Annotated in this window: 25 protein-coding genes; 9 read left to right on the top strand and 16 right to left on the bottom strand. The window is 68.3% G+C overall.

Annotated features, from left to right (window positions below):
* Positions 1-61 precede the first annotated feature (61 nt).
* Both I4484_RS15465 and I4484_RS15470 read right to left on the bottom strand, forming a co-directional pair.
* Positions 62-955, bottom strand: a complete 894-nt coding sequence (locus I4484_RS15465; RefSeq protein ID WP_197451073.1) for a DMT family transporter — start codon at positions 953-955, stop codon at positions 62-64.
* 26 nt (positions 956-981) lie between these two features.
* On the bottom strand, positions 982-1251 hold the full coding sequence (locus I4484_RS15470) for a SelT/SelW/SelH family protein (RefSeq protein ID WP_197448128.1): 270 nt from the start codon (positions 1249-1251) through the stop codon (positions 982-984).
* Between the two features lie 54 nt (positions 1252-1305).
* On the opposite strand from I4484_RS15470, the gene I4484_RS15475 reads away from it, so the two are divergent.
* The 4 genes from I4484_RS15475 to ettA all read left to right on the top strand — a co-directional run bounded on the left by I4484_RS15475 (position 1306) and on the right by ettA (position 5365).
* Positions 1306-2622 (top strand): MFS transporter, encoded by a 1317-nt coding sequence (locus I4484_RS15475; RefSeq protein WP_197448129.1) that lies wholly within the window; start codon positions 1306-1308, stop codon positions 2620-2622.
* A gap of 90 nt (positions 2623-2712) precedes the next feature.
* Positions 2713-3147 carry a PAS domain-containing protein gene (locus tag I4484_RS15480; RefSeq protein ID WP_197448130.1) on the top strand — a complete coding sequence of 145 codons (435 nt, stop codon included), beginning with the start codon at positions 2713-2715 and terminating at the stop codon, positions 3145-3147.
* A 183-nt stretch (positions 3148-3330) separates the two neighbouring features.
* Complete coding sequence (locus I4484_RS15485; protein WP_197448131.1) at positions 3331-3543, top strand: PA3496 family putative envelope integrity protein; 213 nt, start codon at positions 3331-3333, stop codon at positions 3541-3543.
* A gap of 160 nt (positions 3544-3703) precedes the next feature.
* Positions 3704-5365: an energy-dependent translational throttle protein EttA gene (gene ettA / locus I4484_RS15490; protein WP_197448132.1), complete on the top strand. Its 1662-nt coding sequence runs from the start codon at positions 3704-3706 to the stop codon at positions 5363-5365.
* Between the two features lie 104 nt (positions 5366-5469).
* On the opposite strand, the gene I4484_RS15495 is transcribed toward ettA, so the two are convergent.
* The 14 genes from I4484_RS15495 to I4484_RS15560 form a co-directional block, all read right to left on the bottom strand.
* Complete coding sequence (locus tag I4484_RS15495) at positions 5470-5628, bottom strand: DUF1328 domain-containing protein (protein ID WP_104202220.1); 159 nt, start codon at positions 5626-5628, stop codon at positions 5470-5472.
* A gap of 137 nt (positions 5629-5765) precedes the next feature.
* The gene (lpxL, locus tag I4484_RS15500) at positions 5766-6680 is read right to left on the bottom strand and encodes an LpxL/LpxP family Kdo(2)-lipid IV(A) lauroyl/palmitoleoyl acyltransferase (protein WP_197448133.1); all 915 of its coding nucleotides are present in this window, start codon (positions 6678-6680) and stop codon (positions 5766-5768) included.
* A gap of 43 nt (positions 6681-6723) precedes the next feature.
* Positions 6724-7842 carry an alanine racemase gene (gene alr, locus I4484_RS15505; RefSeq protein ID WP_197448134.1) on the bottom strand — a complete coding sequence of 373 codons (1119 nt, stop codon included), beginning with the start codon at positions 7840-7842 and terminating at the stop codon, positions 6724-6726.
* Between the two features lie 132 nt (positions 7843-7974).
* Positions 7975-9423: a TolC family outer membrane protein gene (locus tag I4484_RS15510; RefSeq protein ID WP_197448135.1), complete on the bottom strand. Its 1449-nt coding sequence runs from the start codon at positions 9421-9423 to the stop codon at positions 7975-7977.
* A gap of 115 nt (positions 9424-9538) precedes the next feature.
* Positions 9539-10525, bottom strand: a complete 987-nt coding sequence (gene rpoS / locus I4484_RS15515; RefSeq protein ID WP_197448136.1) for an RNA polymerase sigma factor RpoS — start codon at positions 10523-10525, stop codon at positions 9539-9541.
* A 144-nt stretch (positions 10526-10669) separates the two neighbouring features.
* A complete protein-coding gene (locus I4484_RS15520) occupies positions 10670-11743 on the bottom strand; it encodes a peptidoglycan DD-metalloendopeptidase family protein (protein ID WP_197448137.1) in 1074 nt (357 codons plus the stop codon).
* The gene (locus tag I4484_RS15525) at positions 11736-12722 is read right to left on the bottom strand and encodes a DUF368 domain-containing protein (RefSeq protein ID WP_197448138.1); all 987 of its coding nucleotides are present in this window, start codon (positions 12720-12722) and stop codon (positions 11736-11738) included. The genes I4484_RS15520 and I4484_RS15525 overlap by 8 nt, the downstream gene beginning before the upstream one ends.
* Positions 12719-13399 carry a protein-L-isoaspartate(D-aspartate) O-methyltransferase gene (locus tag I4484_RS15530; RefSeq protein ID WP_197448139.1) on the bottom strand — a complete coding sequence of 227 codons (681 nt, stop codon included), beginning with the start codon at positions 13397-13399 and terminating at the stop codon, positions 12719-12721. The genes I4484_RS15525 and I4484_RS15530 overlap by 4 nt, the downstream gene beginning before the upstream one ends.
* Positions 13386-14132 carry a 5'/3'-nucleotidase SurE gene (gene surE / locus I4484_RS15535; protein WP_197448140.1) on the bottom strand — a complete coding sequence of 249 codons (747 nt, stop codon included), beginning with the start codon at positions 14130-14132 and terminating at the stop codon, positions 13386-13388. Before surE ends, I4484_RS15530 begins: the two co-directional genes overlap by 14 nt.
* A gap of 4 nt (positions 14133-14136) precedes the next feature.
* Positions 14137-15201, bottom strand: a complete 1065-nt coding sequence (gene truD / locus I4484_RS15540) for a tRNA pseudouridine(13) synthase TruD (protein ID WP_197448141.1) — start codon at positions 15199-15201, stop codon at positions 14137-14139.
* Positions 15198-15686 (bottom strand): 2-C-methyl-D-erythritol 2,4-cyclodiphosphate synthase, encoded by a 489-nt coding sequence (gene ispF / locus I4484_RS15545; protein WP_197448142.1) that lies wholly within the window; start codon positions 15684-15686, stop codon positions 15198-15200. The genes truD and ispF overlap by 4 nt, the downstream gene beginning before the upstream one ends.
* Positions 15687-16424 (bottom strand): 2-C-methyl-D-erythritol 4-phosphate cytidylyltransferase, encoded by a 738-nt coding sequence (ispD, locus tag I4484_RS15550; RefSeq protein WP_197448143.1) that lies wholly within the window; start codon positions 16422-16424, stop codon positions 15687-15689. It lies immediately after the preceding gene.
* Positions 16417-16752, bottom strand: coding sequence for a cell division protein FtsB (gene ftsB, locus I4484_RS15555; protein ID WP_197448144.1), 336 nt, complete (start codon positions 16750-16752; stop codon positions 16417-16419). Before ftsB ends, ispD begins: the two co-directional genes overlap by 8 nt.
* A gap of 74 nt (positions 16753-16826) precedes the next feature.
* Positions 16827-17960: a GNAT family N-acetyltransferase gene (locus tag I4484_RS15560; RefSeq protein WP_197448145.1), complete on the bottom strand. Its 1134-nt coding sequence runs from the start codon at positions 17958-17960 to the stop codon at positions 16827-16829.
* 199 nt (positions 17961-18159) lie between these two features.
* On the opposite strand from I4484_RS15560, the gene edd reads away from it, so the two are divergent.
* Genes edd through I4484_RS15585 form a run of 5 tightly spaced genes read left to right on the top strand, consistent with a single transcriptional unit; the run spans position 18160 to position 23905 of the window.
* Positions 18160-20046 (top strand): phosphogluconate dehydratase, encoded by a 1887-nt coding sequence (edd, locus tag I4484_RS15565; protein ID WP_197448146.1) that lies wholly within the window; start codon positions 18160-18162, stop codon positions 20044-20046.
* Positions 20043-21011, top strand: coding sequence for a glucokinase (gene glk, locus I4484_RS15570; RefSeq protein WP_197448147.1), 969 nt, complete (start codon positions 20043-20045; stop codon positions 21009-21011). The genes edd and glk overlap by 4 nt, the downstream gene beginning before the upstream one ends.
* A 27-nt stretch (positions 21012-21038) precedes the next feature.
* A complete protein-coding gene (locus I4484_RS15575; RefSeq protein WP_197448148.1) occupies positions 21039-22013 on the top strand; it encodes a D-hexose-6-phosphate mutarotase in 975 nt (324 codons plus the stop codon).
* Positions 22014-22054: 41 nt separating this feature from the next.
* Positions 22055-22888 carry an aldo/keto reductase family oxidoreductase gene (locus I4484_RS15580; protein ID WP_197451074.1) on the top strand — a complete coding sequence of 278 codons (834 nt, stop codon included), beginning with the start codon at positions 22055-22057 and terminating at the stop codon, positions 22886-22888.
* Between the two features lie 42 nt (positions 22889-22930).
* A complete protein-coding gene (locus tag I4484_RS15585; protein ID WP_197448149.1) occupies positions 22931-23905 on the top strand; it encodes a carbohydrate kinase in 975 nt (324 codons plus the stop codon).
* The last annotated feature ends 1 nt before the right edge of the window (position 23906 follow it).

Consider the following 23906-nt stretch of genomic DNA (forward strand, 5'->3'; position numbering starts at 1 on the left):
GTCCATTCACGGCCTGTTTCGTCCATTGGCGCCAGGGCTTCAAGCAGCTCCTCTTCGAGTATCAGCTGCTCTCCTGAGCCACCGCCGGCGCCTTCTGCCACTGCTGCAGGCCGAGCCCGCCGAGGATCAGCACCAGCCCGACCAGGGTGGAGACGAGGATCGGCTCGCCGACCACCACATAGAGCAGCAGCAGCGACACCGGCGGCGACAGGAAGATCAGGTTGGAGACCTTGGCCGTGCGCGACACGCGATGCACGGCCATCTGCCACAGCACGAAGGCGATACCCATCTCGAACAGGCCGACATAGATCCCCGCGCCAACGGCCGCCCAGCCGTGCCAGGAAAAGCCGGGGCCCAGCAGCATCAGCAGCGTGAGCACCGGCAGGCCGACACCGAAGTTTTGCCACTGGGCCACCAGCGGCGGGCGGGCGTCGCGCACGTTGAGCAGCCAGTAGAGCGCCCACAGTAGGGTGGAAGCCAGCGCCAGCCCAACCCCCAAGGGGTCGGCAAAGGCGACATTCAGCACCTGCCCCCGAGTGGCGATCACCCACACGCCCGAGTAGGCGACCAGCCCCGCCAGCACGTCGATGCGCGTGAGCCGTTGCCCCAGGATAGGCACCGCGAGAAAGGCCATGGCCAGCGCCCAGGTGTAGTTGAGCGCCATGGCCTCCTGCCCCGGCAGGCGGTCGTAGGCGCCGAACAGCACCAGATAGTAGGCCACCGGGTTCATCAAGCCGGCCCAGGCCGCGGTGCGCCAGCCATGCCGCAACGCCTCGCCGAGCAGCCCCTGGCGCACCACCAGCCCCCCCATCAGCAGCCACGACACCAGCGACGCCAGCCACATCAGCTCCAGCGGCGACATGTAGGCCAGGGCCACCTTGAAGGCGGTGGCGACGGTCGACCACAGCGCCACCGCCCCCAGCCCGAAGAGCATCGCCCCGCGATCCTGGCTCAGGATATCCGCACTCGTCATCGCCGCCCTCATCGGTCGATGTGCCCCAGATCCCGCTCGGGATCGAGCCGGTCGCGCACCCGCTGCTTGAGCTGCTTGCTGTCGGGAAAGCCGCCGTCGCGCTTGCGCTCCCACAGCGACTCGTCGTCGTAGAAGATCTCGAAGTAGCCCCCGTGGGAGGGTACCAGCGCCACCTCCTCCAGCTCCTCGCCGAAGGTGGAAAGCAGCTCCTGGGCCAGCCAGGCGCTGCGCAGCAGCCACTGGCACTGGGTGCAGTAATGAATGCGAATGCGTGACATACGGACACCCTGTCGCAACAATGGAATGGAGATGATAGCAGCCAAGGAGCCTGGATGGCCGAACGCGAGATCAGCCAGTCGCGTCTCTACGAGTGGTTGACGGGCGACGACGACAGCCGCATGTGCCAGGACATCCCCGACGCAGCGTGCCGCGAGCAACCGCACAACTTCTTCCTGCACCTGTTCGCCGCCCTGGGCAACAAGCTGGCCGACGAACTCTCCAGCGCCAGGTTGGTACTGCCCTGGCTGCTCGGGGTCATCGGCGCTCCGCTGTGGATGGTCGGGCTGCTGGTACCGATTCGCGAGTCGGGCGCGCTGCTGCCGCAGCTGTTCGTCGCCGGCCTCATCCGCCTCGAGCCACAGCGCAAGTGGGCGTGGGTGGTCGGCGGCGGCGTCCAGGCGCTGGCCGCCGCGGCTCTCGCCCTGCTCGCCCTGTATGGCCAGGGCGGCCTGGGCGGCACCCTGGTGCTGGCCACGCTGATCGTCCTGTCGCTGGCCCGAGGGCTCTCCTCCATCGCCACCAAGGATGTGCTGGGCAAGACCATCGCCAAGGGCCGACGCGGCAATCTGATGGGCTGGAGCGGCAGCATCGCCGGCGCCGTGACCCTGGCCGCCGGCGGCGCCCTGATGCTGTTCGAGGATCGCCCCGGCGAGCTGGCCCTCGCGGCGCTGCTGGGCGTCGCCGCCCTGGGCTGGCTGCTCAACGCCGCGTGCGCGGCACGCATCGCGGAGGAGCCCGGCGCGGTGGAGGGGGGCGAGAACGCCTGGAACAGCATCAAGCTGGGGCTGCGCCTGCTGCGTGACGATCGCGATTTCCTGCACTTCAACCTGTCGCGCTCGCTGCTGCTGGCCAGCGCCCTGGCGCTACCCTACGTCGCCCTGCTCGGCCAGCAGCAGAGCGGCACCGAGCTGGGCGGCCTGGGCGTGCTGGTCGTGGTATCGGGGGTGGCGGGCATGCTGGCCAACCCGGCCTGGGGCAAGCGCGCCGACGCCTCCAGCCGCACCGTGCTGCGCGACACCGGCCTGGGAGCCGCGATCTGCTGCCTGCTCGGTGCCGGTATCGCCTGGCTGCCGGGCGAGTGGACGCAGACGGTATGGCCCTACGCCCTCGTCTATGCCCTGCTCGTCATCGTCCATGCCGGCGTGCGCCTGGGCCGCAAGACCTACCTGGTCGACATGGCGGGACAGGACCGGCGGGCGCTCTACGTGGCACTGTCCAATACGCTCACTGGCGCCATGATGCTGCTGGTGGGCGGTGCGACCGGGCTGTTGGCGCAGTGGCTGGGCACCGACTGGCTGCTGGTGGCCCTGTCGCTGATGGCCCTCGCCGCCGCTGCCTCGGCCGCACGGCTGCCGGATGTCGAGCGATAGGCTCGCGGCGTTGTCAACGTGGCGAAGGCTGGCCATGATGTAGCATAGTGACGTTGTGTTACCGCCACCTCCCAGTCAGGAATGCCTTGAATGAAACGCGCCCCATTGATCAGCCCGGAACTCCTCGAGCGCATCGTCAATGCCTCGGAGGACGGTATCGTGGTCGCCGAGCAGGAAGGTGACGAGAACATTCTCATCTACGTCAATCAGGGCTTCGAGCGGCTCACCGGCTACAGCACCGACGAGATCCTCTATCAGGACTGTCGCTTCCTGCAGGGAGACGATCGCGACCAGCCGGCGCTGGCCAATATCCGCAAGGCCCTGAGCGAAGGGCGCCCCTGCCGTGAAGTCCTGCGCAACTATCGCAAGGACGGCACTCTGTTCTGGAACGAGCTGTCGATCACTCCGGTCTTCGATGCCGACGACAACCTGACCTATTTCATCGGCATACAGAAAGACGTCACGGAGCGCGTCGAGGCCCAGATGGAGCTGGAACGGATCAAGGCCGAGTACGGCCTCTCCTGACGGGCCCGGGACCCACAAAAAAATTCCTCAAAGGCTTGCTCTCGGCTCCTCCGGGATATATATAGCCGTCAGGTGCCAGCCATTGGCGCCGATGGCGCTTCAGGTCCGTCGCTTCGGACGCGAAGCGAATGTGCGACACGTCGATCGCCGAGCGGTCGACACCGGGCCATGGGAGGACTTCGCATGAGCCATGAACCCCTTGTCAACGACACTCACGACGACGATCAGGACTTCCTCGAAGCGGTGAACGACGACGAATACGTTCGCCCGCGTGCCACCAGCCGCGCCGACACCCTGCGTGCCCGACGCCGCGTCGAGGCCCTGCTGGAAGAGCGACGCCTGCAGCGCGCCATCGAAGACGATTGGATGCTGCTCGGCGAAGAAGAAGAGGAGTAGCCCCTCCCCCCCTCGGCACGAGGCATCCGTGGATGCCTCGTCAAGCATGCCGGTCGCCGCGCCGCATCCTGGCGCGGCGCCAGCCACGGCAGTGCTGGCCTTTGCCCCGCACGACCACTATCATCGGGACCACTGAAACCCTCAACCCCAGTGGAATTCCATGGCGCAATACGTCTTCACCATGAACCGGGTGGGCAAGGTCGTTCCGCCCAAGAAGCAAATCCTCAAGGACATCTCGCTGTCCTTCTTCCCGGGCGCCAAGATCGGCGTGTTGGGCCTCAACGGCGCCGGCAAGTCGACCCTGCTGCGCATCATGGCCGGCGTCGACAAGGAACATGAGGGCGAGGCGCGCCCCATGCCCGGCATCAACATCGGCTACCTGCCCCAAGAGCCGCAGCTCGACGACGCCAAGAACGTGCGCGAGACCGTGGAAGAGGCGCTGGGGGAAATCAAGGAGGCCCAGGCCAAGCTCGACGCCGTCTACGCCGCCTACGCCGAACCGGATGCCGATTTCGATGCCCTGGCCGCCGAGCAGGCGCGCCTGGAGAACATCATCGAGGCTGCCGACGCCCACAACCTCGAGCGCAAGCTGGAGGTCGCCGCCGAGGCGCTGCGCCTGCCCCCCTGGGAGGCACAGGTGGGGAACCTCTCGGGCGGCGAGCGTCGTCGCGTGGCCCTGTGCCGCCTGCTGCTCTCCAACCCCGACATGCTGCTGCTCGACGAGCCCACCAACCACCTGGATGCCGAATCCGTGGCCTGGCTCGAGCGCTTCCTGCACGACTACAGCGGCACCGTGGTCGCCATCACCCACGACCGCTACTTCCTCGACAACGTGGCCGGCTGGATCCTCGAGCTGGACCGCGGCCACGGCATCCCCTTCGAAGGCAACTACTCCCAGTGGCTCGAATCGAAGGAGAAGCGCCTGGAGCAGGAGGCCAAGCAGGAGGCCTCGCGGCAGAAGGCGATCAAGCACGAGTTGGAGTGGGTACGCTCCAACGCCAAGGGCCGCCAGGCCAAGAGCAAGGCGCGCCTCAACCGCTTCGAGGAGATGCAGTCCGGCGACTTCCAGAAGCGCAACGAGACCAACGAGATCTACATTCCGCCCGGCCCGCGCCTGGGCGACAAGGTGATCGAGTTCCACGGCGTGTCCAAGCGCTTCGAAGACAAGCTGCTCTACGAGGATCTCTCCTTCAGCGTGCCCAAGGGCGCCATCGTCGGCATCATCGGCGGCAACGGCGCCGGCAAGTCGACCCTGTTCAAGCTGATCACCGGGAAAGAGCAGCCCGACAGCGGCGAGGTGGTGATCGGCGAAACCGTCGACATTGCCTACGTCGAGCAGCTGCGCGACGCGCTCGACGACAAGCAGACGGTGTGGGAAGCGGTCTCGGACGGTCAGGATATTCTCAACATCAACGGCTACGAGGTCTCCTCGCGCGCCTACGTCGGTCGCTTCAACTTCAAGGGCAACGACCAGCAGAAGTTCCTCAAGGACCTCTCCGGGGGCGAGCGCGGCCGCCTGCAGCTGGCCCAGACCCTCAAGCAGGGCGCCAACGTGCTGCTGCTCGACGAACCGTCCAACGATCTCGACATCGAGACCCTGCGTGCCCTGGAAGAGGCCCTGCTGGCGTTCCCCGGCTGCGCCCTGGTGATCTCCCACGACCGCTGGTTCCTCGACCGTATCGCCACTCACATCCTGGCGTTCGAGGGCGACTCCCACGTGGAGTTCTTCGAGGGCAACTACACCGAGTACGAGGCGGATCATCGCAAGCGGGTCGGCAACGATACCCCGCATCGCATGAAGTACAAGCGCATCGATGCCTGAGGGTGCACTATCAAGCAAGAGGCCTCGCCATTGGCGAGGCCTCTTGTCGTTACGGCCGACTCACGTGGTCTACTCACATGGACAGAGGGCCACCGTGGAGAGGGTCATGGTCGTCTTCCGGTGATCAACGAGACGATGAACAGCACGATGAACAGGAAGAACAGGATCTGGGCGATGGTGGTGGCTGCCCCGGCGATACCGGAAAACCCCAGTACCCCGGCGATGATCGCAATGATCAGGAACAGCATGGCATTGCCGAGCATAGAAACCTCCTTGGTCGTCTAGGCGCCATCCTTCGGCACCGCGTCTATGGCTAGGTCACCTTAAGCGTTGCGTGAGCCCGAGGCAGCGTCAAGTAACCGACGGTCATCCGTTGTAACAGAGCTCCGTCCATTCGGCTTCAATAGAGGCCCGGCTCGCCCCGCGGGCGCGTCTTGAAGCGGCGGTGCAGCCACAGGTACTGCTCGGGATGCTTGCGTATCGCCTCCTCGATGATGGCATTGATGCGCGTGGCGTCGGCCACCTCGTCGCCACTGGGAAAGTCCTCCAGCGGCGGACGCCACTCGACCGTGTAGGTACGGTCGTCGGGGTTGCGGTGGAACATCAGCGGCACCACCGGCGCGCCGGTCATGCGCGCGATCTTGGCGGTGAGCCGAATCGAGGCGGCCTGGACGCCGAAGAACGGGGCGAACACGCTGGCGTCGCGACCGAAGTCCTGATCCGGCGAATACCACACGCTGTGGCCCGCCTTGATCCGCCGCACCACGCCGCGCAGATCGTGGCGATCGATCGCCTCGCCGAAGATGCGGCTGCGCGCGCGGGTCATGAAGCGGTCGAACAGCGGGTTGCCGTGCGGCCGGTAGACCACGTCGGCGGGAAAGAAGAGCGAGTGCAGCGCCCCCCCGAGGTCGAGGGTGGAGAAATGGATACCCAGGATCAGCACCCCCTTGCCCTGAGCCTGGGCCTGGGCCAGGTAGTGCGCGTTCTTGCAGGCGACGCGATGGCGCAGGTGGCGCGGATCGCGACACCAGGCGGTGGCGGTCTCGAGGATACCGATGCCATTGGCGGCGAAGGTCTTCCTCACCAGCTTGCTGCGCTGCACCTCGTCGAGTTCGGGAAAGCTCAGGCGCAGGTTGGTATCGACGATGTGGCGGCGGCGCGGCACCAGCCGCCAGGCCAGCAGCCCGATGCCGCGACCGAGGGCGAGCTTCAGGCGCCACGGCAGCCAGGCGCCCGCGCGCATGGCGGCAATGGCCAGCCAGGCCGGCCAATAGCGGGGATGGGCGAAGGAAGCGGGCCAGTTACGCTTGGACATGCAGGGTTCCGTTCGGCTCGAGTTGGGCGAAGGCAAGCAACGCTCAGGTACGCTGCGAATAGTGTCTGGGCACCCGCGGCAAGATGCCGGTCAGCAGCGTGTAGCTAATGGTATCGCAATGCCGGGCCACCTCGTCGACGGAGAGCACCGCGCCATGGCGAGACCGCCCCCACAGCACCACCTCGCTGCCGATGCCGGCCTCGGGGATGTCGGTCACGTCCACGGTGAGCATGTCCATCGAGACCTTGCCGGCAATCGCCGTGCGCCGCCCCGCCACCAGTACGGGGGTGCCATCCGCGGCATGCCGATCATAGCCGTCGCCATAGCCGCAGGCCACCACCGCGATGCGCGACGGCCGCGACGCGCGCCAGCGACCGGCATAACCCACCGGCTCGCCCACCGCCAGCTCGCGCACGGCGATGATCTCGGAACGCAGCGTCATCACCGGTTCGAGGCGGCGACTCGCCTCGCTCGGCTGTTCCAGCGGATCGCTGCCATACAGCATCACGCCGGGCCGGACCCAGCTGCCGTGGGCCTGGGGCCAGGCCAGGGTCGCCGGTGAATTGGCCAGGCACAGCGACGCCCCCAGGCGATGGGCCAGCGCCTGCATGCACGCCAGCTGCCGGTCGAAATAGGCGGAATCGCGAGCATCGGCGGTCGCGAAGTGGCTCATCAGCAGCAATCCGGTGGCATGGGCCGGCGCGGCGGACAGGCGCTCCCACACCGCGGCCACCTGATCGGGAGGGAAGCCCAGCCGGTGCATGCCGGAATCGACCTTGAGCCACACCGGGATCGGCCGGGCCGGCCGGTACGCCAGCAGTGCCTCCACCTGCCAGTCGCTGTGCACCGCCATCCACAGCCCCAGCGCCTCGACACGGGCCAGTTCTTGCGCCTCGAAGATACCCTCGAGCAGCACGATGGGCGTCACGATGCCCCCCTCGCGCAGGGCCTCGGCCTCCTCCAGACAGGCCACGGCAAAGGCCGGCGGCCGTCGTCCGGCGGGCAGGGCCTCCAGCGCGCCGGCACAGGCCACGGCACCATGGCCGTAGGCGTCGGCCTTGATCACGGCCAGGGCCCGGCTGCCGCCGGCCAGCTCACGGGCCAGCGCATAGTTGTGACGCAGGGCGTCAAGATCGACATCGGCAATCAGGGGCCTGGCCACGGGCAACCTCACACAGGACAAATAAACGCACGATTATCTTCTATATGCACCGCCACTTCACGAAGAAAACCACCGATTTCTCGGTGGCCTTCGACATATCACGCCGCAAAAATCCGACAACTCAGCAAATCATCAGGAAGGCGCCTGCGGTCGCTCGCCGATGTTCATGACCGGGTCGTCGTTGGCCTCGTCGGGCAATTCCAGCGAGACGCGCTCCCCCTCGGAGAGCCAGGCGTTGACGGACTGGATCGAGTCCGGCCCGAGCAGCCCCGCCTGCTGCTGCAGCTGCAGCAGACCGAGGATATAGTCATAGCGCGCCTCGGCATGTTCGGCGATGGCATTGAACAGGTTCTGCTCGGCATTGAGGACGTCGACGATGTTACGCGTGCCCACCTCGTAGCCCGAACGCGTCGCCTCCAGGGCGCTCTGGTTGGAGACGATTGCCTGGCGCCGTGCCTCGACCGTCTCGACGTCGTTGTTGACGCGCGTGAACAACGAGCGCACCTGCTGAATGGTATCGCGCCGCTGGGCTTCGAAGTCGTACTGGCTGGCTTCGAGCAGGAAGCCGCTCTGGCGAATCCGTGCCTGGGTCGAGCCGCCGGTATAGAGCGGCAGGCTGGCGCGCAGGCCGACCTGGCTCTCCGACTGCTCATCCGTGCCCGTGCGATCGGATTCCGACCAGCCGTAGCTGGCGAAGGCCGAGAGCGTAGGCTGACGCGCGGCGCGCGAGATATCGACGCTGCTGCGTGCCACCTCGATGGCGGCCTCGGCCGACAGCACCAGCGGGCTGTTGGCCATGGCGAGCTCGACCCAGGCTTCACGATCCGCTGGCACGGGGCGAGCAATCGGCACCTCGTCGTCCAGCGCTTCGATGCTGTCGTAGCGATGCCCGGTCAGGCGCTCGAGCGCCTCGAAGCTGACCCGCATGGCCCCCTCCGCGGCGAGGCGCTGGGCACGGGCCAGGTCATAGGAGGCCTGGGCCTCATGGACGTCGGTGATCGCGATCAGCCCCACCTCGAAGCGCTCCTGCGCCTGCTCCAGCTGGCGCTCGATGGCGGTTTCCTGGGCGCGCCGCGCGCTGAGGACATCGTGGGCCCGAAGGATCTCGAAGTAGGCGTTGGACACGTCGAAGAGCAGCTGCTGGGCCGCTGCGTCGACCCCCAGGGCATCCCGGTCGATCTCGCGCTCGGCCCGCTCCAGCTGGGCGCGACGGGTCGGGTCGTAGAGCGCCTGCTCGGCATCGAGGCTCAGCCCGACACTGTTGACGGAATCTTCTGTCTCGAATGCCTCGGCCGGAACGCCAGGAATCCGCAACCCCTCGTTGGAGCTCGAATAGGTTCGGGTGTGCGCCGCATTGCCGCCCACGGAGATCTGCGGCAACAGCGTACCGCGCTGTAAGTCCCGTGCGGCCTCGGTAGCCTGGAAGGCGGCCTGGGTGGACGACAGCTCGGCGTCGTTGGCCAGGGCGTCCTGGGCAATGGTCCAGAGGTCGGCCGCCTGGGCATTGCCAGCCATGAGGAAGCCGACGAGAACCGCCAGCCCCCGACGCGGCAAGCGTCGTGCGAAAGATGGGCGAAGCATATGTTCTTTTCCCTTGTTCATCCCTGCATCATGAGGACGCTAATGATACCTCAGCAGCATGCAGAAAATATGCAGCCGACCTGGAGGTCGGCTGCCGTTTCTCCCGCCACGGTGGCTATTCGTTGAAGATGTTGTCCATCGAGAGGCCCTGCTTCTCGAGCACCCGACGCAGCTTCTTCAGCGCCTCCACCTGTATCTGTCGCACCCGTTCCCGGGTCAGGCCGATCTCGTCGCCGACTTCCTCGAGGGTGGCCGCCTCGTGGCCACGCAGCCCGAATCGGCGCACCACCACCTCCATCTGCTTCTCGGTCAGCTCCGCCAGCCACTCGTCGACGTGCTGCTTGACGTCGACGTCGACCAGCGACGACTCGGGGCCCTGTTCGTTGTCGTCGGCCAGGGTCTCGATCAACGGCTTGTCGCTGTCGCCTCCCATGGGATAGTCCACCGAGGAGACCCGCTCGTTGAGCCCCATCATCTTCTTCACCGCCTCGACCGGTTTGTCGAGATGATCGGCAATCTCCTCCGGGGTGGCCTCGTGATCGAGCTTCTGGGTCAGCTCGCGTGCCGCCCGCAGGTAGATATTGAGCTCCTTGACGACGTGTATCGGTAGCCGGATGGTGCGGGTCTGGTTCATCAGCGCCCGCTCGATGGTCTGGCGAATCCACCAGGTGGCATAGGTGGAGAAGCGGAAGCCACGCTCGGGGTCGAATTTCTCCACCGCGCGGATCAGGCCAAGGTTGCCCTCCTCGATCAGGTCGAGCAGGGTCAGCCCGCGGTTGAGGTAGCGCCGGGCGATCTTGACCACCAGGCGCAGGTTGGACTCGATCATTCTCGCTCGCCCCGCGGGGTCGCCCTTCTGCGCCAGGCGGCCGAAGTGGACCTCCTCCTCTGGCGTCAGCAGGGGCGAGAAGCCGATCTCGTTGAGATAGATCTGGGTGGCGTCGAGGCTGTGGTGGTAATGCTTGTCCTCGCGACTCAGCGCCTTCTCGAAGGCGGCGTCATCGTCACTGGCCGAAGTGTCCGAATCCGTCTCGAGGTCCTGGTCGGCCTCGGTGACGTCATCGAGATCAACATCCTGAAGGTCCCGTTCAAGCATGCTCATCGGTTGCTACCCCGTGGTTTCGTCCTGAAATGCCTGTTGCTCTGGCATGGCTTACAGCACGCCGAGTTCTATTTGTTATGACTCCTCATGGCACCCTTCGGTACCAAGGCCCACCTGACGCCCCGACGGCAACCGCGATACTGGCTAGCGTTCCGGCAGAAACTTCAGGGGGTCCTGAGGCTGGCCATCCTTGCGCACCTCGAAGTGCAGCCTGGCGCTCTCGGCATCGCTGTCGCCCATGGTGGCGATCACCTGACCGGCTTCGACCACGTCGTTCTCCGTTACCCGGAGGCTGTCGTTGTGGGCGTAGGCGCTCAGGAACTGGTCGTTGTGCTTGAGCAGGATGAGGTTGCCGTAGCCCCGCACCCCGCTGCCGGCATAGACCACGATACCGGGCCCGGCTGCTCTGACAGGTTGCCCCTTTTGCCCGGCGATATCAATGCCGGCGGTGATGCTTCCACCTTCGCCGAAGCGACCAACCAGCTCGCCGTCGGTGGGCCACTGCCAGGGTACGTCGTCCACCGGTGTATAGCTACGACCGTTGCTTTCGGGTTGACGTTCCGGCTCACCGGCGACCTGCGTGCCGGCATCCTCCTGGGGCTGGGCTTGCGGCTCCTGCTGCGGCTCGGATTTGGGCTGCACGGCAACGGCCGCTTCGGGCTCCACCGCGGGCTCCGGCTGGGACTGGGTCTCGGGCTGGGGCTGGGGCTCCGGCTGGGACGGCGCCCCGGCGACACTCTGCGCGCCGGCGATCGCGGTATCGCTCGGCCCACCTCCCTCCTGTGCAAGGGGCTCCGCCGTCAGCCGCCGGTTGCGTTCGATGGCCTCCTCGTCTGGCAGCAGCCAGTCGTCGTCGCCCGATTGCACCGCGGCGGTGCCGCCCAGCGCCGTGGCCGTCGCGACCTGCCCCTCCTCCGGCTCATCCGAGCGCGTCCCGCCGGATGGCGCCGCCTCACCGTCGCTCAGGCGCAGCTGCTGGCCGGGCTCGATACGATAAGGCGGGCCGATCTGGTTGAGCCTGGCCAGGTCGCGATAATCCATGTCGTGGCGCCAGGCGATACCATACAGGGTATCGCCGGCCTCGACCGTGTAGTGGCTGGCCGGGGCGCGCTCGCGGCCCACCGAAAGATCGCGAACCTGGGGAGTGGAATACTCCTGTTGGGCAACACAGCCGGCCATGGCCATGGCAACGGCCGAAACGAGAAATACCTTACGCATTGGAGCCCTCCTTGTTGTCGGACGATTTGCGAGAGCCGTTGCCTGCCGAGCCAGGTGTCCTGCCCCCCGAATGGCGGCCCAGCGCCAGTACCAGCGCCCCCCCGACCAGCATGGCGACCATCACGGGTACCAGCAGACCAGGCTCTCCGGTCAGGTCGGCATAGTCGCCCGGCGTCAGGTAGCGGTAATCGAGCGGGATCACCTGGTCCTGGGGGCCGAGCTGGTAGCGTACCAGCTCGCGCCACGGCCACAGCACCGGCAGCGAGCCGACGATGAAGCCGATCAATAGCTGCAGGGTCGCGGTGTGATGATGACGCAGCAGCCAGGAGAGCAGCCGCGAAAAGCCGAACAGGCCGATCAGGCAGCCCACGGCAAAGGTCGCCAATAGCGGCAGGTCGAAGCTACGGATGCCCTGCATCACGGTGCCGTAAAGGCCCATGGTCAACAGCAGGAAGCTGCCGGACACGCCCGGCAGCAACAGGGCGCTGATGGCAATCGCGCCGCCGACGGCCAGCACCAGCGAGGGGCTGCCCAGCTGGGTGACCAGCGGCATCAGCGACGGCAGCCCATGGGCCAGCAGCAGGCCGACGATCAGCGGGATCAGGTGCCAGAACTTCCAGTCGGCCGGATGCCGGCTGACGACGATGGCCGAGGCCGCCACCAGGCCGAAGAAGAAGCCGTTGAGCAGCAGCGGGTAATCCTCCATGAGCCACACGACCAGGTGCGCCACGCTGACCAGGCTGGCGCCGATGCCGAGCAGCAGCGGCAGCACGAAGACCAGGTTGAGATGGGCGGAGAGCCCCCCCAGCCCCCCGCGACGCCAGGCCGTGAAGGCGCTGGGCCCGAACTGCTTGATGGTGTGGATGAGTTCCTCGTAGATGCCCGTGACGAAGGCGATGGTGCCACCGGAAACGCCGGGGACGGCATCGGCCGCCCCCATGCCGGCACCCTTGAGGAAGACACTGAGTTGTCGCTTCAACGAATCACTCCTTGCAACAACGGCACGAAGCGCACGCGCTCCAGCCGCTGGACGTCATGTTGGGAACCCGCGCGGCGCACCCGGGTCAGCCATTGCTCGCCGTCGGGGTCGGCCAGGGGCAGGATCATCACGCCCTCTTCGCCGAGCTGCGAGATCAGCACCTCGGGCAACTCGTGGGCGCAGGCCGTGAGCAGCACGACGTCGAACGGCGCTGCCTCCCGCCAGCCGTGGCCGCCATCCGCCAGCCGCAGGCGCGCGTTGTGCGCCTGCAGCAGGCGCAACCGCTTCGCCGCCCGGTGATGCAAGGCATTGATTCGTTCGACCGACCAGAGTTCCGGCACCAGGCGCGACAGGATCAGCGTCTGGTAGCCGGAGCCGGTGCCGATCTCCAGCACGCGCCCCGGGGCTTCCTGCATCACCAGTTCGGTCATGCGCGCCACCATCCACGGCTGGGACAGCGTCTGGCCATGACCGATGGGCAGCGAGGTATCCTCATAGGCGCGGTGGGCCAGCGCCTCGTCGAGAAAGAAATGGCGTGGCTCGGCGGCCATCACACGCAGCACCCGTTCATCGGTGATGCCCTGCCTGGCCAGGCGCGCCACCATGCGATCGCGGGTTCGCTGCGAGGTCATGCCGACACCGCGCAACAGTTCGGGTAATCGTTCAGGTGAATGCATCCAACCAGCCCTGCACATCCGCAATGGCCGCACGCTGCGTCAGGTCGGTCTGCAGCGGCGTGATCGAAACAAAGCCCGCCTCGATGGCGGCGAAGTCGGTATCGGGTCCATCATCGGCATTCTCCCCCACCGCCGCAATCCAGTAGCGCAGTCGGCCCCGCGGATCGCGCACTTCCATCGGCCGTGCCGCCGGGCCGCGATAGCCCATGCGGGTCACGCGAAAGCCCTGGATCTCCTCCCAGGGAAGGTCGGGCACGTTGACGTTGAGCAGGCTGCGCGGCGGTAGCGAGAGCTGGTCGGCCGCCCCCACCAGGCTCGCCGCCACGCGGCCGGCGGTATCGAAGTGGCGCGAGCCCACCAGTGACATGGCGATCGCCGGCATGCCCAGGTTGCGGCCCTCCATGGCCGCCGCCACGGTGCCGGAGTAGAGTACGTCGTCGCCCAGGTTGCCGCCGTGGTTGATCCCCGAGATGACCAGGTCGGGGCGCTCGTCCCACACGCCGTTGACGCCCAGGTAGACGCAGTCGGCCGGCGTGCCGTCGACACAGTGGAAGCCATTGTCCAGTGCCGTCAGCGCCAGGGGGCGATTGAGGGTCAGCGAGTTGCTGGCACCGCTGCGGTCGCGGTCGGGCGCCACCACGCGCAGCCGGGCATGGGGCTCCAGGGCCTCGTACAGGGCACGCAGGCCCGGTGCATGCACGCCGTCATCGTTGGAAAGCAGGAGTCTGCGCATTCGGTTAGCCCTCTACCGGAAGCGTCAAGGTGGGATGGTCGATGAGTTCGCGCAGCACCGCCGTGGCGAAGCTGCCGCGCGGCAGGTGGAAATCGAGCTGCGCCACGCTTTCGGCCCTTTCGAGCCGCGGCTGCCCCAGGCGCATGCGCAGGGCGCGCCGCGCCATGCGTACCCCGGCCTGCTCCAGCCCTCGGCACAGCGCAGCGTGGCGCTCGGCCAGCCCCCCCTCGTAACGTGCTGCCACGTCCGTCGCAAGCGAGGCGCCCGTCCCCCACAGCACGCCGGAGGGGTGGAGGTCGAGCCTCTCGGCCCGCTCGCTCAGCTCGGCATCGACGACGGCCACGCTGAACTGGCTTGCGCTGCCGTCGAGGATCGCCACGTCCCCAGCCACCAGCCGTCGCCAGCTGCCATCGATCAGGCGCATGGCCGTCAGTTCGTTGAACAGGTAGCTGCGAGCCGCCGAGAGCAGCATGCCCTCACGATCGTCGCGCTTGCGCCAGCCACGCGCCAGCAGCGCCCTGGCCCGCGCCAGGTTGCGCCCCGCCGGGCCGAAGCGCTGGGGACCGAACAGGTTGGGCACGCCATGGCGGCACAGCCAGGCCCAGCGCGCCTCGAGGTCGTCGCCGATCGCTTCCCCCGAGAGGCGCAGCTGGAAACGGTTGGCCCGGTGCACGCCGCGCTTGAGCTTGCGCGGATGGCGGACCTGCTCGTGGACGTTCACGCCGCAGTCGGCCAACCGTGCGGCCAGGTCGTCCGGCGCCGACTGGCCCGGCAGGTGGACCGAGAGCCACTGCCGGGTCACGGCAACGCGATCCTTCATGCCCGAGTAGCCCACGGCACGCACCGGCACGCCGCAGGCCCGCGCCAGGTGGCGCACCGCCTCGAGGGTGGTGAGCCCGCGCTTCTCGATCCAGAGCCAGAGGTGCTCGCCCTGCCCTTCGGGCGCGAAGCCGAGGATCTCCTCCACCACGAAGTCTTCGGGCGTGGCGCGGAACTCCCCCCTGCGCGGGGGGCCGAACTCGGCTTCGGTGGCGTGCGGCCAGTCGCCCGGGCGGGTGGGTTCGCTCACGTGACGGCCTCCTCGCGGACGAGCAGAACCACGGCCTCGGCGGCAATGCCCTCGCCGCGGCCGGTGAAGCCCAGTCGCTCGCTGGTGGTGGCCTTGACGTTGACCGCATTCAGGGCGAGCTCGAGGTCCTCGGCGATGTGGCTGCACATGGCGGCGACGTGGGGCGCCAGCTTCGGCGCCTGGGCGATCACCGTGGCATCGACGTTACCGACCCGGTAACCGGCCTCGCGCACCAGCGCCAGCACGTGGCGCAGCAGGGCGCGGCTGTCGGCACCGGCCCAGGCGGCGTCGGTATCGGGAAAGTGGCGGCCGATGTCGCCCAGCGCACAGGCGCCGAGCAGTGCATCGCTGATGGCGTGCAGCAGGACGTCACCGTCGGAGTGCGCAACGAAGCCGTGGTCGAAGGGAATGGCGACGCCACCGATCATGAGGTGGTCGCCGGCACCGAAGCGGTGGACATCGAAGCCGTGGCCGATGCGCAGCATTCAGGGGGTCTCCTCGTGCAGGTGCCCGGGGCTCGACGGGGGCTCATCCCGCTGGGCGGCCAGGATGTGGCCCGCCAGTGCCAAATCTTCCGGGTGGGTGATCTTGATGTTGTCGCGCCGGCCGGGCACCAGCAGCGGCGCAAGGCCCAGCGCCTCCACCGCCGACGCCTCGTCGGTGATGTCGCCTCCGCGCACTCGCGCCTCGCCCAGTGCGCGTCGCAGCAGGCCGTAGCGAAAGCCCTGCGGTGTCTGGGCCTGCCACAGCCCGTCGCGCGGCTCCGTGCTCGCCACGTGCCGCCGGCCGTCATCGCGCTTCATGGTATCGGCCACGGGCGTCGCCAGCAGCCCACCCACCGGGCTCCGCTTCAAGGCCGCGTAAAACCGCACCAGGTCGTCGACCCGCACGCAGGGGCGCGCCACGTCGTGGACCAGCACCCAGTCGTCGGCATCCGCATCGTCGGCGATGGCCTCCAGCGCCCGCCGCACCGAATCGGCGCGTTCGCTGCCCCCCTCGCTGCGCCGCCACTGGCCGAAGGGCACCCAGGCCGGATCGAAGTGGGCGTCGTCGGCGTCGAGGCACAGGCACAGCCGGGCCGCGGGAAAGGCCTGGTGCAGCCGCGCCAGGGTATGCGCCAGCACCGGCTGCCCTTCCAGCGCCAGGTACTGCTTGGGCAGCGCGCCCCCCATGCGCCGCCCGCGCCCCGCTGCCGGCACCACCAGCCACAGACGCTCACTCATTCATGCCCCCTCGTCCACCAGCCGTACCGGCCTGCTCCCGGCCAGCCTCGGACACCACGCCGGGCACCCAGTAGAACTGCTCGTCGGTGCGCACCATACCGATGTCGCTGCGCGCGCGCTCCTCGATGGCATCGAGCCCCGTCTTGAGATCCACCACCTCGGCGGCCAGCCGCGCGTTGCGGTCGCGCAGCGGCTTGTTGGCCGCATCGAGCACGGCCACACGCTCGCGTATCTCATGCAGCTCGCGAATGCCGCCGTCGCCGAGCCACAGGCGATACTGCAGCAGCGCCAGCAGCAGGAGCAGGGCGATGGCAAGCCACTTGAGCATCGGCTGATGTCCTCATGATTCTGAATGGCCGGCATTATGCCATCATCGCCTGCCCGGCTCACGCCCTGAACGCCTCACCTGCGGAAGGGCAAAGCTCGCTCGGCGGCTCGGCAGTAGGCGTCGACGTGACGGCGCTCCTCGTCGCAGAAGCCGGCCAGGGCGTCGCGCAGTCTCGGGTCGGCGATGTGGTGCAGCGAGCGCAGCCGCCTCGGGGCGAAGCCGCGGGTGAGCTTGTGCTCGCCCTGGGTCCCGGGGTCGAAGCAGGTGAGGCCATGGGCCAGGCAGTGCTCGATGCCCTGGTAGTAGCACGCCTCGAAGTGCAGGCAGTCGGCCAGCACCTCGCTGCCCCAGTAGCGCCCGTAGAGCGTGCGACGTCCCTGCAGGCAGAGCGCGGCGGCCACCGGCTGGTCATCCAGGCGCGCCTGGATCAGCACCAGGCTTTCGGGCATGGTGCGATGCAGGCGGCGGAAGAAGTCGAGATTGAGGTAGCCATGGCGGCCGCGCTCGAGGTAGGTGATCTCGTAGCAGCGAAAGAAGTGCTCCAGGTCGCGTACGCCGATCGCCTCTCCGGCCAGACGATGCAGGCGCAGACCCTGTTCGGCCACCCGGCGGCGCTCGCGACGAATCGTCTTGCGCCGCTTTGCCGTGAGGGCCTCGAGGAAACCCTCGAAATCACCGTAGCCGCGGTCCTGCCACTGAAACTGCACGCCGTGACGGACCAGCAGACCGGGACGCGCGGCGAGCCAGCCCTCGACCTCGGCGTCCGTGGCGAACAGCAGGTGCCAGCCCGACAGCGCATCTCCCTCCCAGGCCTCGGCCAGCACCCGTCGCGCCGCCAGCGGATCGACGCCCTCCGCCAGGGCCAGCCGCTGGCCCGGCACCGGAGAGAACGGGATCGCCGTGAGCCCCTTGGGGTAGTAGCGCCCGCCGGCGCTTTCCCAGGCATCGGCCCAGGCCCAGTCGAACACGTATTCGCCGTAGGAGTGGAACTTGTGGTAGTGGGGCATGACGCCGACCAGGGTCTCGCCGCGCCACAGGGTCAGGTGGCTCGGCAGCCAGCCGGTCGACCGGCCCACCGCCCCGCTCGCCTCCAGCGCGTGGAGGAACTCATGGCGCAGGAAAGGATGATCCTCGTCGATCAGCGCATTCCATGGCGCCGCCGCCACCGCCTCGATGGCGGGCAGCCGCTTGAGAATCAGCTCGGACATGGCATTCCCGTGAGGCAGGTAACCGAAGCGCCGGCTGACAACTGGCCGACGGCCGCCTACATTGTGCCCAGACCCACCAACGCTTTTCCATCGCCGTAATAAAACTACATGCTTTCGACGAGGCGCCTTCAAATTTGCCATGCGATGGGAGACAATTGTGTAAATTTACATTCATCGCCCAACGACGCGAGGTGCTCTCATGGCTCGCCCCACCGCACTAAACCCCACCGTCGAGCAGGTGACCGACCGCATCCGGCAGCGCTCACACCAGCGCCGCAAGCTCTACGAGGCGCACATGGCCGCACAGCACCAGCAGGGCGTGCACCGCGGCGAGCTCTCCTGCGGCAACCTGGCCCACGGCTTCGCCGGCTGCGACCATGCCGGTGACAAGGACCGCCTCAAGCTGACCAACAGCGCCAACTTGGCCATCGTCTCGTCCTATAACGACATGCTCTCGGCCCACCGGCCATTCGAGAGCTATCCGGAGATCATCAAGCAGGCCGCCCGCGGCATGGGCAGCACCGCCCAGTTCGCCGGCGGCGTGCCGGCAATGTGCGACGGCGTCACCCAGGGCATGCCCGGCATGGAGCTGTCGCTGTTCTCCCGCGACGTGATCGCCATGGCCACCGCCGTGGCACTGTCGCACAACATGTTCGACGCCGCCCTCTACCTGGGCATCTGCGACAAGATCGTGCCGGGGCTGTTCATCGGCGCGGCGCGTTTCGGCCACCTGCCGGCGGTGTTCGTGCCCGGCGGCCCGATGCCCAGCGGACTGCCCAACGACGAGAAAGCGCGCATTCGCCAGCTCTACGCCGAGGGCAAGGTGGGTCGCGAGGAGTTGCTCGAGGCCGAGTCGCGCTCCTACCACAGCCCCGGCACCTGCACCTTCTACGGCACCGCCAACTCCAACCAGTTGATGATGGAGATGATGGGCCTGCACCTGCCCGGGGCCTCCTTCGTCAACCCTGGCACCCCGCTGCGCGAGGCCCTGACCCGCTACGCCGCCGAACAGGCGGTGCGCAACACCGAACAGAGCGGCAGCTACCGGCCCTTCTACCGGCAGATCGACGAGCGCGCCATCATCAACGCCATGGTCGGCCTGCTCGCCTCCGGCGGCTCCACCAACCACACCCTGCACCTGGTGGCGATGGCCGCCGCCGCCGGCATCACCATCGACTGGAACGACTTCAACGATCTCTCGGCGGTAGTACCGAGCCTGACCCGGATCTACCCCAACGGCAGCGCCGACGTGAACCACTTCCAGGCCGCGGGGGGCATGAGCCTGCTGATCCGCGAGCTGCTCGGCGCCGGTCTGCTGCACGCCGACATCCCCACCGTGTTCGGTACCGACCTCTCCGCCTACACCCAGGAACCGTTCCTCGAGGACGGCAAGCTCACCTGGCGCGAGGGGCCGACCGAGAGCCTCGACGCCGACGTGCTGCGCCCGGTCGCCAATCCCTTCGCCCCCACCGGCGGATTGGTGGTGCTCAACGGCAACCTCGGCCGTGGCGTGATCAAGATCTCGGCGGTCAAGCAGGCACACCGCGTGGTGGAGGCACCGGTACGCATCTTCGACGACCAGAACCAGGTCAAGGCCGCCTTCGAGTCGGGCGAGCTCGATCGGGACGTGGTGGTGGTGGTGCGCTTCCAGGGCCCCAAGGCCAACGGCATGCCCGAACTGCACAAGCTCACCCCCTTCCTCGGCGTGCTGCAGGACCGCGGCCACAAGGTGGCACTGGTTACCGACGGGCGCATGTCGGGCGCCTCGGGCAAGGTCCCGGCCGCCATCCATGTCACCCCCGAGGCGGTGGATCGCGGCCCGCTGGCGCGCCTGCGCGATGGCGACGTGGTGCGCCTCGATGCCGAGCGCGGCGAGCTGACGGTGCTGGTCGATGCCGCCGAGTTCGCCAGTCGCAGCAGCATCGAGCCCAACCTGGAGCGCTACCATTTCGGCATGGGCCGCGAGCTGTTCGGCGGTTTCCGCCACCTGGCCGCCAGCGCCGAACTGGGCGCCGGCGTGTTCGGCGGCTTCGAGGACGAGGTCCTCTCCCGCGAGCTCGAGAAGATCTCCCAGGAGGATCAATGACCCGACCGGCCCTGATCGGCGATATCGGCGGCACCAATGCCCGCTTCGCCCTGGTCACTCCCGGCGAGTTCACGCCCCACGACATCCTCGCGCTGCCCTGCGCCGACTACCCCGGCCTGGTCGAAGCCGTGCGCGACTACCTGGCCCGGGTCGGGCTGGTTGCCGAGGCGGCGCCGCGGGAAGCCTGCCTGGCCTTCGCCTGTCCCATCGGCGACGATCGGGTGCGCATGACCAACAATCACTGGTCGTTCTCGCGCCGCGAGGCGCAGACGGCGCTCGGCCTCGAGCGGCTCAAGGTGATCAACGACTTCACCGCCCAGGCCCTGGGTGTTCCCCACCTCGCCGCCGACGAGCTGGTCGAGATCCACCCGGGCGTGGCGCGCGACCACGCCACCTGCCTGGTCATCGGCCCGGGCACCGGGCTCGGCGTGGGCGGCATCTTCCCGGGCCGTCGCGCCTGGATCCCGCTGCCCACCGAGGGTGGCCACGTCACCTTCGCTCCTACCGACGAGCGTGAGCAGAACCTGCTGCGCCACTTCCGCAACCGCTACGGCCGGGTCTCGGTGGAGCGCATCCTGTGCGGCCAGGGGCTGCTCGATCTCTACCTGGCACACTGCTCGTTGAAGGGCGCCAACCCCAGTTGCCAGACCCCGGCCGAGGTCACCGCCGCCGCCGCGAGCGGCGACGGCATCGCCCGTGATACGCTGCTGCGGTTTCTCAAGATCCTCGGCGATGTCTGCGGCGACGCCGCGCTGACCATGGGGGCACGCGGCGGGGTCTACCTGTGCGGCGGCATCCTGCCACGGCTGCTGGAGTGGCTGCCCCGGAGCCGCTTCGTCGAGGCCTTCACCGACAAGGGCCGCATGAGCGACTACACCCGCGCCATCCCGGTTCGTGTGGTCACCGCTCCCTGGCCGGGTCTGCTGGGCGCCGCCGAGGCCCTGCGCAACGAAGAAGTGGAATGACGAAGTGAAGCAAGGAGAGGAGTACGCATGATTCCGCCAAGCCTGCGAGCCCTGCTCGACGACACCGACGGCCAGCGTGAGTGCGAGTGGGCCGATCGCCGCGTGTGGCTGGCCCGTGAAGCCTGGGGCGAACTGGCCGTCTGCTTGCAGGGTGCCCAGGTGCTTCACTTTCTACCGGCGTCCGACGCCACGCCAGCTGAAGGCTCGCTACCTTACGCGCCCACCCCCGTGCGAGCTGGCGCGCCCGTGGCCATGGGCGAGGGGGAAGAAGCATTGGTACCCGGCGGCTGGCTGTGGGTCACGCCCACGCCCCAGGCGCTGCCCGGCGCCATTCGCGGCGGCATTCCGCTGTGCTGGCCCTGGTTCGCCGACGAGCGCGGCGCCGACGAGAGCCCCGATCGCTCCGGCCCCATGCACGGCCCGGCGCGCAAGGCACAGTGGCGCCTGGAAGCGGCCGACGAGCACGAGGGCGGCGTCGAGCTGCATCTCTCCCCCACCGAGCGCCTGCACAGCCAACTGGTGCCGCGCGCGGTGATCCAGGCCAATGCCCGGCGCCTGCACGTGGAGCTGATCACCGAGCACGTCGGCGAGACCCCGGTCAAGCTCAGCGGCGCCCTGCACAGCTACCTGGCCGTGGCCGACAGCTTCGCCTGCCGCGTCGAAGGGCTGGCCGGCGCCCGCTATCTGGACAAGCTGGCCGGCTTCGCCGAACGCGAGCAGCAGGGCGAACTCGCCGTGCGCGGCGGCCTCGATCGTATCTACCACAGCAACGCCGAGGCGGTGCTCGACGACGGCGACCGCCGCCTGCGCATCGCCCGCCAGGGCAGCGACTCGGTGGTGGTGTGGCACCCGGGCGAGACGCCGCCCGACGACACGCCGGTCGTGGCCGCACGCCACTTCCTCTGCGTGGAATCGGCCAATACCCGCCTCGACCCGGTGTGGCTGGTACCCGGCGCCCAACACCTGCTGGGCACGACGCTGACGTGCGAGGCAGGCTCGTGAAGCACGCGGCCGGATCGCTGGAGACGCCTTTCCTGCTGGGAATGATGCGCCTGCACGAGGTGGCCGACCTGCATGCGCCGGCGCACCTGGCAGCCTGGATCGAAGCCCGCCTCGACGAAGGGCTCGACTGGTTCGACCACGCCGACATCTACGGCGACACCCAGGGCGAGGCCCTGTTCGGCGCGGCCCTGCGCACACGCCCCGGGCTCGCCGCACGAGTGCGGGTCGTGACCAAGGCCAGCATCGTCACACCCGGGCGCGACGCCTCATCGTTTCGCGTCAAGCACTACGACAGTTCGCCGGCCTACCTCGCCCGCAGCATCGAGGCTTCGCTGGCCCGCCTGGGCGTGGAGCGCCTCGACCACTTCCTGCTCCATCGACCCAGCCCGCTGATGGATGCCGAGGCCACGGGCCGCGCGCTGGACGACGCCATCGACGCGGGCAAGATCGCCGCCGCCGGGGTCTCCAACTTCCTGCCCACCCAGTGGCGACGCCTGCAGGCCGTCATGCATCACCGCCTCTCGGTCCATCAACTGCAGCTCTCGCTCGATCATGCCCTGCCGCTGTTCGACGGCAGCTATGATGCATTGATCGACGATGGCCTGGTACCGCTCGCCTGGTCGCCGCTGGGCGGCGGCCGGGTCTGCGAAGGGCCGGCCGGCCCGCTGCTCGCACGGCTCGCCGAGGAGCGCGGCGTCTCTCCTGCCGGCCTTGCCCTGGCCTGGCTGCGCGCCCTGCCCGGCCAGCCGCGCCCGGTGATCGGTAGCCTGCGCGCCGAGCGCATCGCCAGGCTGCAGGCGGACGCCGGGCTCGAGCTCGATCGCCCGGCCTGGTACGCCCTGCTCGAGGCGGCACGCGGACACGAGGTGGCCTGAGCGCACGCCCACCCACGACAACGACAGTTCGAGAGGACACAGATGACGCCCGTGATCGCCTTCGGCGAAGCTCTCGTCGACATGCTCTCCAGCCGCCTCGGCGAGGCGGACGGCGATGCCCCCGAAACCTTCACCCCCTACGCCGGCGGCGCGCCGGCCAACGTCGCCGTGGCCTGCGCCAGGCTGGGCGTGCCCAGCCGCTTCCTCGGCATGCTCGGCGCTGACCATTTCGGCGACTTCCTCGTCGCGGAACTTGCCTCTCACGGCGTCGACCTCTCCGGCGCGGTGCGCACCCGCGAGGCGCGCACGGCGCTGGCCTTCGTCTCCCGCGATGCCAGCGGCGAGCGCACCTTCGACTTCTACCGCCCGCCCGCCGCCGACCTGCTCTACCGCCTGGAACACCTGCCGGCCGGCGTGTTCGCCGACCCCGCCATCCTGCACTTGTGCAGCAACAGCCTGACCGAGCCGGAAATCGCCGAGACGACCCTGGCCATGGCCGACATGGCCGGCCGCGCCGGCTGCCTGGTCAGCGTCGATGCCAACCTGCGCCACAACCTGTGGGCCGGCGGCAGCGCCGACATCGCCCTGGTCACCCAGCTCATCGACCGTGCCGCCCTGGTCAAGCTCTCGACCGACGAACTCGACTACCTGCGCGCCGATCACCCGGCCGACGCCTGGCTGGCCGAGCGGTTGGCCGCCGGCGTCAGGCTGGTGGTGATCACCGACGGTCCCCGCGAGGTACGCGCACTGGGCGTGGGCAGGGAACTGCGGCATAGGCCGCCGCGGGTCGAGGCGGTGGACACAACCGCCGGCGGCGACGCCTTCATCGGCGGGCTGCTGGCCGAGCTGGCCGGCCACTGCGAAGAGAAGGGCATCGACGGCGGCTGGCACCAAGACGACGTTTTCCTGCGTCGTGCACTGAGCACCGCCGCCAACTGCGGCGCCCATGCGGTGACCCGGCCCGGCGCCTATGCCGCCCTGCCTGACCGTGACGACCTGGCCAGGCTGCGCGGCTAGC

Origin of the sequence: Halomonas sp. SS10-MC5, from assembly GCF_015992245.1 — a bacterium.
Taxonomy (GTDB): Bacteria; Pseudomonadota; Gammaproteobacteria; order Pseudomonadales; family Halomonadaceae; genus Halomonas; species Halomonas sulfidoxydans.